The organism is Streptomyces sp. NPDC058221, assembly GCF_042882365.1.
In the GTDB taxonomy this organism is placed as follows: Bacteria; Actinomycetota; Actinomycetes; order Streptomycetales; family Streptomycetaceae; genus Streptomyces.
The window spans coordinates 20,515-29,384 of the sequence record NZ_JBHVWF010000108.1; the positions used below are offsets into that span (position 1 = coordinate 20,515).

At 71.5% G+C, this 8,870-nt stretch carries 6 protein-coding genes; 3 read left to right on the forward strand and 3 right to left on the reverse strand.

The window, feature by feature from the left end; all coding sequences use genetic code 11:
* Positions 1-32: 32 nt before the first annotated feature.
* The gene (locus ACFVW8_RS28110; protein ID WP_389694762.1) at positions 33-548 is read left to right on the forward strand and encodes an NUDIX domain-containing protein; all 516 of its coding nucleotides are present in this window, start codon (positions 33-35) and stop codon (positions 546-548) included.
* A gap of 6 nt (positions 549-554) precedes the next feature.
* On the opposite strand, the gene ACFVW8_RS28115 is transcribed toward ACFVW8_RS28110, so the two are convergent.
* Positions 555-2,906 (reverse strand): glycoside hydrolase family 31 protein, encoded by a 2,352-nt coding sequence (locus tag ACFVW8_RS28115; protein WP_389694754.1) that lies wholly within the window; start codon positions 2,904-2,906, stop codon positions 555-557.
* Positions 2,907-3,170: 264 nt separating this feature from the next.
* On the opposite strand from ACFVW8_RS28115, the gene ACFVW8_RS28120 reads away from it, so the two are divergent.
* Positions 3,171-5,147 carry an acetoacetate--CoA ligase gene (locus ACFVW8_RS28120; protein ID WP_389694756.1) on the forward strand — a complete coding sequence of 659 codons (1,977 nt, stop codon included), beginning with the start codon at positions 3,171-3,173 and terminating at the stop codon, positions 5,145-5,147.
* Positions 5,148-5,283: 136 nt separating this feature from the next.
* Positions 5,284-6,147, forward strand: coding sequence for a hypothetical protein (locus tag ACFVW8_RS28125; RefSeq protein WP_389694764.1), 864 nt, complete (start codon positions 5,284-5,286; stop codon positions 6,145-6,147).
* Between the two features lie 67 nt (positions 6,148-6,214).
* Here ACFVW8_RS28125 and ptsP read toward each other — a convergent pair whose 3' ends face one another.
* Together ptsP and ACFVW8_RS28135 are read right to left on the reverse strand one after the other, a co-directional pair.
* Positions 6,215-7,885, reverse strand: coding sequence for a phosphoenolpyruvate--protein phosphotransferase (gene ptsP / locus ACFVW8_RS28130; protein ID WP_389694758.1), 1,671 nt, complete (start codon positions 7,883-7,885; stop codon positions 6,215-6,217).
* A 76-nt stretch (positions 7,886-7,961) separates the two neighbouring features.
* Positions 7,962-8,411, reverse strand: a complete 450-nt coding sequence (locus ACFVW8_RS28135; protein WP_389694760.1) for a PTS glucose transporter subunit IIA — start codon at positions 8,409-8,411, stop codon at positions 7,962-7,964.
* Between the last annotated feature and the right edge of the window lie 459 nt (positions 8,412-8,870).

The window sequence follows — 8,870 nt, forward strand, 5'->3', positions numbered from 1 at the left end:
CCGAGACGACGAGAGATCCCGAGAAGCCCGAGATGCCCGTGAAGGACTCCCACTGCGGGAGCTGCGGAGCCGTGTACACCGGCCTCGCGTCCCCGGACGCCTGGCCCCGCACCTGCACCGCCTGCGGCGCCGTCGCCTACCGCAACCCGCTGCCGGTCGCCGTGGCCCTGCTCCCCGTCACCGACGCGGACGGCACCGGACTGGTCGGCATCACCCGCACCATCGAACCCTGCCTCGGCGGACGCGCACTCCCCGGTGGTTTCGTCGACCACGCCGAGGACTGGAAACACGCGGTCGTACGTGAACTCCGCGAGGAGACCGGCATCGAGGCCCACCGGGACGACGTCCGGCTCGCCGACGCCCTCAGCTCCCCGGACGGACACCTCCTCCTGTTCGGCCTGCTCCCGGCCCGGCCGGCAGCCGCCCTTCCCCCGTCCGTGCCCACCGACGAGACCTCCGGCTACGACGTGCTGCGCGCCCCCGAAACGCTGGCGTTCCCGCTCCACACGGAGGCCGTCCGCTCCTGGTTCGCCGGCCGCTACCGCTGACCCCGGTCACAGCCCCCGCACCCGCACCGGGCAGTCCACCAGCCCCTCCTCACCATCCCGCTCCACCACGACCCGCCCGTCCACCAGCCGCGACGTGTACCGCTCCACCACCGCCGGCTCCCAGCCGTCCCCCATGTCACGCACCACCGAACCGCCACCGCCGCGCCCCTGGACCGGGGCCCACACCTCCAGCTCAAGCCCGCCGTCCGCGCCCCGCACCGGAATCACCGACCCGGCCCGCGCCAGTACCGGCACCCGCGACAACGGCGCGTCGACCACCACCTGACCGGGCCCCTCGTACACCGCGCCGGTCGCCGTGTCGTACCACCGCCCGGGCGGCAGCCGCACCGCCCGCTCACCCATCCCCGGCCCCAGCACCGGCGCCACCAGCAGCGCGTCACCCAGCAGGTACGCGTCCTCGCACTCCCGGAGCGCGCGGTCGCCCGGCGCGGCCCACCACAGCGGGCGCACGTAGGGCGCACCTGTCAGCCGGGCCAGATGCGCCAGCGTCACCCAGTACGGGCGCAGCCGCTCCCGCTCCACCAGCACCTCCCGCGCGGCGTCGAGCACCCGCGGCCCGAACTCCCACGGCTCCCGCCGCCCCGCGTCGATCGCCGCATGCGTACGGAACAACGGCAGATACGCCCCCAGCTGGAACCACCGCAGATACATCTCCGGCGACGGCGACCCGTCGAACCCGCCCACGTCCGGCCCCGAGTACGGCACCCCGCACAGCCCGAGGCCCAGCACCAGCGACAGGGATGCCCGCAGCCCGGGCCAGCCCGTCGACACATCACCGGACCAGGTACCCCCGTACCGCTGCATGCCCGCCCAGCCGGAACGCGAGAACAGGAACGGCCGCTCCTCCGGACGCAGCCGGGCGAGCCCCTCGTACCCGGCGCGCGCCATCGCGAGGCCGTACACGTTGTGCGCCTCACGGTGATCACCGCCACGCCCCTCCAGCGAGTGCCGCGCCGAACGGGGCAGCGACGGGTCACCGAACGCGGCGAACGACACCGGCTCGTTCATGTCGTGCCAGATACCCGAGAACCCCTGCGCCAGCCGCTCCGCGTACAGCCCGCCCCACCACTCGCGCACCCGGGGATCGGTGAAGTCCGGGTACACGCACTCACCCGGCCACACCTCCCCGCGCGCGATCCGCCCCAGGCCGTCCCGGACGAACGCCCCCGAAGTCCCCACCTCCGCACCGGTGTCGAACACCGCGTTCCCCGGCGCGGCGGCGACCGCCGGGTCCACGATCGACACCAGCCGCACCCCGTCCCCGCGCAACTCCTCGGCCAGCCCCGGCAGATCGGGGAACCGTGCACGGTCCACCGTGAACACCCGGTGCGCGTCGAAATGGTCGATGTCCAGATGCAGCACGGACAACGGCAGCCCCCGCTCCCGGTACCCCGCCACGATCCGCCGCACCTCCCGAGCGCTCCCGAAACCCCACCGGGCATGCTGCGGACCCAGCGCCCACGACGGCGGCAGCGCCGGCGCCCCGGTCAGCGCCGTCCAGCCCTGGAGCACCCTGGCCGGAGTGCCGGCCACCACCCAGCAGCGAAGCGGCCCGCCGTCCACCCGCACCTCGGACATCCCCGGACGGTCATGACCGGAGCCCGCGCCCTCCTCTCCCTCGCGCAGCGTCACCCGCCCCGGCCAGGAGTTGTCGTGGAACGCCAGATGCGTCCCCGCGTCCGAGACCACCAGCTGAACGGGCATCGTCAGGTACAGCGGATCGTCGCCCGGACCGAACCGGCCGCCCGGATCGGTGTTCCACAGCCCGTACTCGCCGTCCCTGAGCCGCGGCCCCGCGGCGCGCCCGCCGAGCCCGAAGAACCGCGCGTCCGCCGGAACCTCGGACCGCTGCACCCATCGCGCGGCTCCGCCCGCCACCGGCTCCCACCACCGGGGCGGCAGTTCCCGACGGAGCACCACTCCGCCCGGCGTCCGCAGCTCCACCGCTCCGTGCCGGGAGACCGCCACGGTCAGCCGCTCCGACACCACCTGCCACCCGCCGTCCTTGTCCGGCTCCAGAACGGCCCGCGGATCGGCGTCGGGAGCCGGCCCCGGCAGGGCGTACGACGGCAGCGGCTCCGCACCGTCCCACCCCCAGAAGACCGCACCGCCCACCGCCACCCGGATGCTCAGCTCCGAACGTGCGAACCGCACCACCCCGCCGCCCGGCCCCGGCTCCGCCCCCACCACGGCCCCCGGCACCCGCGCCCGCTCCGGGCCGCGCCGCGGCAGCGACCTGGCATCCGCCCGCGAGCGCCGCCACGCCGACCGCACCGTACGCAGCCCCCGCTTCGAACCGACCAACTTCACCGAGCGCACCAGGTCACGACCGTTCATGCGGCTCACCCTGCCATCAGCCGGGGCGGGAGCGGGATTTGTTCAACTTCCGTTCACCCGCAGCCGGGCCCGGGCCCTGCACGCCCCGGACACGCACCGGACGTGGCCGGGCCACATATCCGGACACGCGGCCACGGGCGGGCAGCCCTGGTGCGAAAGACGATCACATGGCATCGTCCGTGAAAGCCGCCTCACGCGCACACCCCAGCACGTGCGCGCGACCCACGCAGACCCGCGTACCCCGTACAGCCAGGGAGCCGACCCATGACCTCAGCAGCCGACGAAGCCCCCCTCTGGCAGCCCGGCCCGGACCGCATCGCGGCCGCGGCCGTCACCCGCTTCCAGAAATGGGCGGCCGAGCGCCACGGAGCACCGGCCGAGGGCGGTTACGCGGCGCTGCACCGCTGGTCCGTCGCGGAGCTCGACACCTTCTGGCAGGCCGTCGCCGAATGGTTCGGCGTGCGGTTCTCCACCCCGTACGAGACCGTCCTCGGCGAGCGCACCATGCCCGGCGCCCAGTGGTTCCCCGGCGCCACCCTCAACTACGCCGAACACGCGCTGCGCACCGGCGAGGACCCCCTCCGGGCCGGCGCGCCCGCGCTGCTGCACGTGGACGAGACCCACACCCAGATCGCCACCTCCTGGTCCGAGCTCCGCCGCCGCGTCGGCTCGCTCGCCGCCGAACTCCGCGCCCTGGGCGTCACTCCCGGCGACCGCGTCAGCGGCTACCTCCCCAACATCCCGGAGGCGGTCGTCGCCTTCCTCGCCACCGCGGCCGTCGGCGGCGTCTGGACCTCCTGCGCCCCCGACTTCGGCGCCCGCAGCGTCCTCGACCGCTTCCAGCAGGTCGAACCCGTCGTCCTGTTCACCGTCGACGGGTACCGCTATGGCGGCAAGGAACACCACCGCACCGACACCGTCGCCGAACTGCGCCGCGAACTGCCCACCCTGCGTGCCGTCGTCCACATCCCGCTGCTGGGCACCGACGCGCCCGAAGGCGCCCTCGACTGGTCCGCCCTCACGGCTGCGGACACCGAACCCGTCTTCGAGCAGGTCCCCTTCGACCACCCGCTGTGGGTCCTCTACTCCTCCGGCACCACCGGGCTCCCCAAGGCCATCGTCCAGTCCCAGGGCGGCATCCTGCTCGAACACTTCAAGCAGATCGGCCTGCACTGCGACCTCGGCCCCGAGGACCGGTTCTTCTGGTACACCTCCACCGGCTGGATGATGTGGAACTTCCTCATCTCCGGCCTCCTCACCGGCACCACGCTCGTGCTCTACGACGGAAGCCCCGGCTACCCGGACGTCAGCGCCCAGTGGCGCGTCGCCGAACAGACCGGCGCCACCCTGTTCGGCACCTCCGCCGCCTACGTCATGGCCTGCCGCAAGGAGGGCGTCCACCCGGGACGCGACTTCGACCTCTCCCGCGTCCAGTGCGTCGCCACCACCGGCTCCCCGCTCCCGCCCGACGGCTTCCGCTGGCTCCACGACGAAGTGGCCGACGACCTGTGGATCGCCTCCGTCAGCGGCGGCACCGACGTCTGCAGCTGCTTCGCCGGAGCGGTGCCCACCCTCCCCGTCCACATCGGCGAGCTCCAGGCCCCCTGCCTCGGCACGGACCTCCAGTCCTGGGACCCGGCGGGCACACCGCTGACCGGCGAGGTCGGCGAGCTCGTCGTCACCAAACCCATGCCGTCCATGCCGATCCGCTTCTGGAACGACCCCGACGGCAGCCGCTACCACGACAGCTACTTCGACATGTACCCCGGCGTCTGGCGCCACGGCGACTGGATCACCCTCACCGACCGCGGGTCCGTGGTCATCCACGGCCGCTCCGACTCCACCCTCAACCGCCAGGGCGTACGTATGGGCTCCGCGGATATCTACGAAGCGGTCGAGCGCCTCCCGCAAATCCGTGAATCGCTCGTCATCGGACTCGAGGAACCCGACGGCGGCTACTGGATGCCGCTCTTCGTCCACCTCGCCGAGGGCGCCGCACTCGACGACGAGCTGCGCAACAGCATCAAGCGCACCATCCGGGAGAACCTCTCGCCGCGCCACGTCCCGGACGAGGTCATCGAGGTCCCCGGCATCCCGCACACCCTCACCGGCAAGCGCATCGAGGTTCCGGTAAAACGCCTGCTCCAGGGAACGGACCTGGCCAAGGCCGTCAACCCCGGTTCCATCGACAACCTGGAGCTCCTCCACTTCTACGAGGACCTGGCCCGCAAGCGCCGCTGAGGGACAGCACTGTCAGTACCCGTGATTACTCTGAGTGAGCAATGATCGACGGCGCACTGGGGGAATCATGGCGCAGACCAGCAACAAGCAGACCAGGAACAGGCGGACCACCGTCCACGGCCGGGCCGGCACCAGCATGCGACGCTCGCTGCGCCGCGAAGCACCGAGCACCATCGGCCTGCTGACCGATGAACAGGACTTCGCGGCGATGCGGCTCTACCGCACCTTCGCCTTCGACGACCACTCCGTCTACCTCCAGCAGGTGGAAGGACTGCTCAAAGCGCTCGCCGCGCAGGGCATGCACACCACGGTCGCCCTCTTCGACCCGGAGGAGTACGCGGAGTTCTGCGCCGAATCGGAGCTGGCAGCCGACTGCCCGGCCAGCCGCAGCCGTTTCACGGCGGAGATCGCGTCGGCCGGAGCCACCATCGCCTACACCGGGCAGCCGATCGACACCCTGATCCCGCTTCTCGTCTCCCGGGCGGTCCGCAAGGCCACCTGGGAGTACGCCACGATGCTGCTGACCGATCTGGGGGAGTGCGCCGACTGCGGTCAGGACATCGGCCGTGCGGCCTTCGACCGCGCCTCCCACCTGCTGCTGCGCACCCTGGAGGCAGCCGGCCCCGGCGCGCACCACCTCGTGTGCAGCACCCCCACGGAGAACGATCAGCTGCTCGCGGCCCTGCACACCGAGCGCGACGCCATCGGCCCGGCCCGCCTCGACTCGGCGGAAGGAGCGGAATTCGTGACGGTGCTCGCTGTGGGCATCGCTCTGGAAAGCCGCGGCGGAATCGTCCTGCGGACGAGCGGGCCCGGCGTCCCGGACCGGGTGCACGGCTGGCGGCTGATCCGCGGCAGCCTGACCCCACTGACCGCGGGGGAGGTCTTCAGCGCCTACTGCACCGACGCCGACACGGGAGAACCCGTCGCGCCGGAGTCCGGCGTGGAGTACTGCGCCGGCTTCGATATCGGCGCCGACGAGCCGGAATCCCACCGCTGACAACCCGAAGGGGCTCCCCGCCGCCATCGCGGGCGGGAAGCCCCTTCCTCGCATCGTCCGGGCGGTGCTACTCGCCCGAGAGCACCGCCTGCGCGGCGACCCGCGCTTCCTCGGCGGAGTCCGCCGCACGCGCGGCGGACGCGGCCCGCTCGCACTGGGCGAGCGTGTACTTCGCCAACGTGGCGCGCACATAAGGAATGGACGCGGCGCCCATCGACAGCGACGTCACTCCAAGACCGGTCAGGACACAGGCAAGCAGCGGATCGGAGGCGGCCTCACCACAGACACCGCAGCTCTTGCCCTCGGCCTTTGCGGCGTCGGCGGACATTGCCACCAGGTCCAGCAGCGCGGGCTGCCACGGGTCCTGCAGCCGGGAAACCGCACCCACCTGGCGATCGGCCGCGAAGGTGTACTGCGCCAGGTCGTTGGTGCCCAGCGAAAGGAACTCCACCTCCTGAAGCACCGAACGCGCACGCAGCGCGGCCGAGGGAATCTCGACCATCGCACCGAACTTCGCCTGCAGTCCGGCCTCCCGGCACGCGTCGGCGAATGCCTTGGCGTCCGCACGGTCCGCGACCATGGGCGCCATGACCTCGAGATAGACGGGCAGTCCCTCGGCCGCCTTCGACAGCGCCGTCAGCTGGGTCCGCAGGACATCGGGGTGATCCAGCAGGCTGCGCAGCCCACGCACACCCAGCGCCGGGTTCGGCTCGTCCGCCGGGGTCAGGAAGTCGAGCGGCTTGTCCGCACCGGCATCCAGCACCCGCACCACGACGCGCCCCTCGGGGAACGCCTCGAGCACCGCGCGGTACGCCGCGATCTGCTTCTCCTCCGACGGCGCCTGCTTGCTGTCGTCAAGGAAGAGGAACTCGGTACGGAACAGGCCCACGCCCTCCGCACCGGCCTCGAGGGCCGCCGGTACATCGCCCGGGCCGCCGACATTGGCGAGCAGCGGCACCTTGTGGCCGTCGGACGTCGCGCCGGGACCGGTCGACGCGGAAAGCGCTGCCTTCCGTGCGGCCGCGGCGCTCTCCATCTCCGTCCGCTTCTCGTTGCTCGGCTCGACGAAGATCTCGCCGGTACTGCCGTCCACAGCGATCACGGTGCCCTCGGCCAGCTCACCGGCACCGGGCAGCGCCACCACCGCGGGCACCCCGAGCGCCCGCGCCAGAATGGCGCTGTGACTGGTCGGCCCGCCCTCCTCGGTGACGAAGCCGAGCACGAGCGCGGGGTCGAGCAGCGCCGTGTCGGCGGGAGCCAGGTCCCGCGCGATCAGCACATACGGCTCGTCGCTGTCCGGCACACCCGGCATCGGAACACCGAGCAACCGGGCCACGATCCGGTTCCGCACATCGTCGAGGTCGGCGACGCGGCCCGCGAGGTACTCCCCGGCACCGGCCAGCAGCGCCCGGTACGAGGCGAATGCGTCGTACACGCCGCGCTCGGCTGTGCTGCCGACAGCGATGCGCCGGTCGACATCAGCCATGAGCTCGGGGTCCTGGGCCATCATGGCCTGGGCCTCCAGCACGTGCTGGGCCTCGCCACCTGCCAGGTTGCCGCGCGCGATCAGATCGGCCGCCACAGCCTCCACGGCCTGCCGCGCCCGTCCCTGTTCGCGCTCCGCCTCCTCGGCGGGGATCTGCTTGGCCGGCGGTTCGAGCACTGCTGTGCCCATGTGCCGTACCTCGCCGATCGCCACACCGTGGCTCACGCCTACGCCCCGCAGCGTTGTCTCCATTTCACCTGTCTCCGATTGTGCGGCGGCCGGTGCCTCCGCGGTGGTTGTCCCGTCGGCTGTCACTGCGCCGATCGCGTTACTGCCAGCCGAAAAGTGCGTCGCCGACCTTCACGTCGCCGTCCTCGACGACAGAGGAGAGCGAGTCGGCAGTTGCCTCCAGCGCCACGATGGGGCAGATGGGCGACTTGCCGGCCGCCTCGACGGCCGCCGGGTCCCAACGCACGATGCTCTGGCCGCGAGTGACGGTGTCACCCTTGTTCACCAGGAGCTCGAAGCCCTCACCATTGAGCTGGACGGTGTCGATGCCGAGGTGGGTCAGAACCCCGTGTCCCTCGCTGTCCACGACGACAAAGGCGTGCGGGTGCAGGGAGACGACGATTCCGTCGACCGGCGACACAGCCTCCGACGGCTCGCGTACGGGGTCGATGGCGGTACCGGGACCGACCATCGCGCCGGAGAAGACCGGGTCGGGTACCGCAGCGAGCCCGATGGCACGTCCGGCAAGAGGGGACGTCACAGTGGTCATGGGTGCCTCCCAGAGTGGAGCTTCAGTGGTCGCCGCCGCGGCTTGTAGGAGGGCGGCGTGCTGCTCAGCAGGGTAAGTCATATGAAGTCCCGGTTCCGCCTGAGTCCTGCCGGTTCGAGGACCTAGGGGTGCACCGGAAACGATTTGCCTCGACTCCCGGCAGCCTGTACTGTCGTACTCCTGCCTGACCCCAACGCGACATTGAGTCGAGGGTCGGCGGCGACTATCAGGCCAAACCCTAACCCTTCTTCGGCACCGGCATGTCTGCTGGGGCCGGTCAATAGGACTGGAAAAGCCTGATAGAGTCGGACTCGCCGAAAGGGAAAAGCGAAAGCGAATTTCCCCGGAAGTAATCCAGAACAATCCCGCTTCGACCGGGAATCGGACACGAAAGAGTCTGATAGAGTCGGAAACGCAAGACCGAAGGGAAGCGCCCGGAGGAAAGCCCGCAGGGGTGAG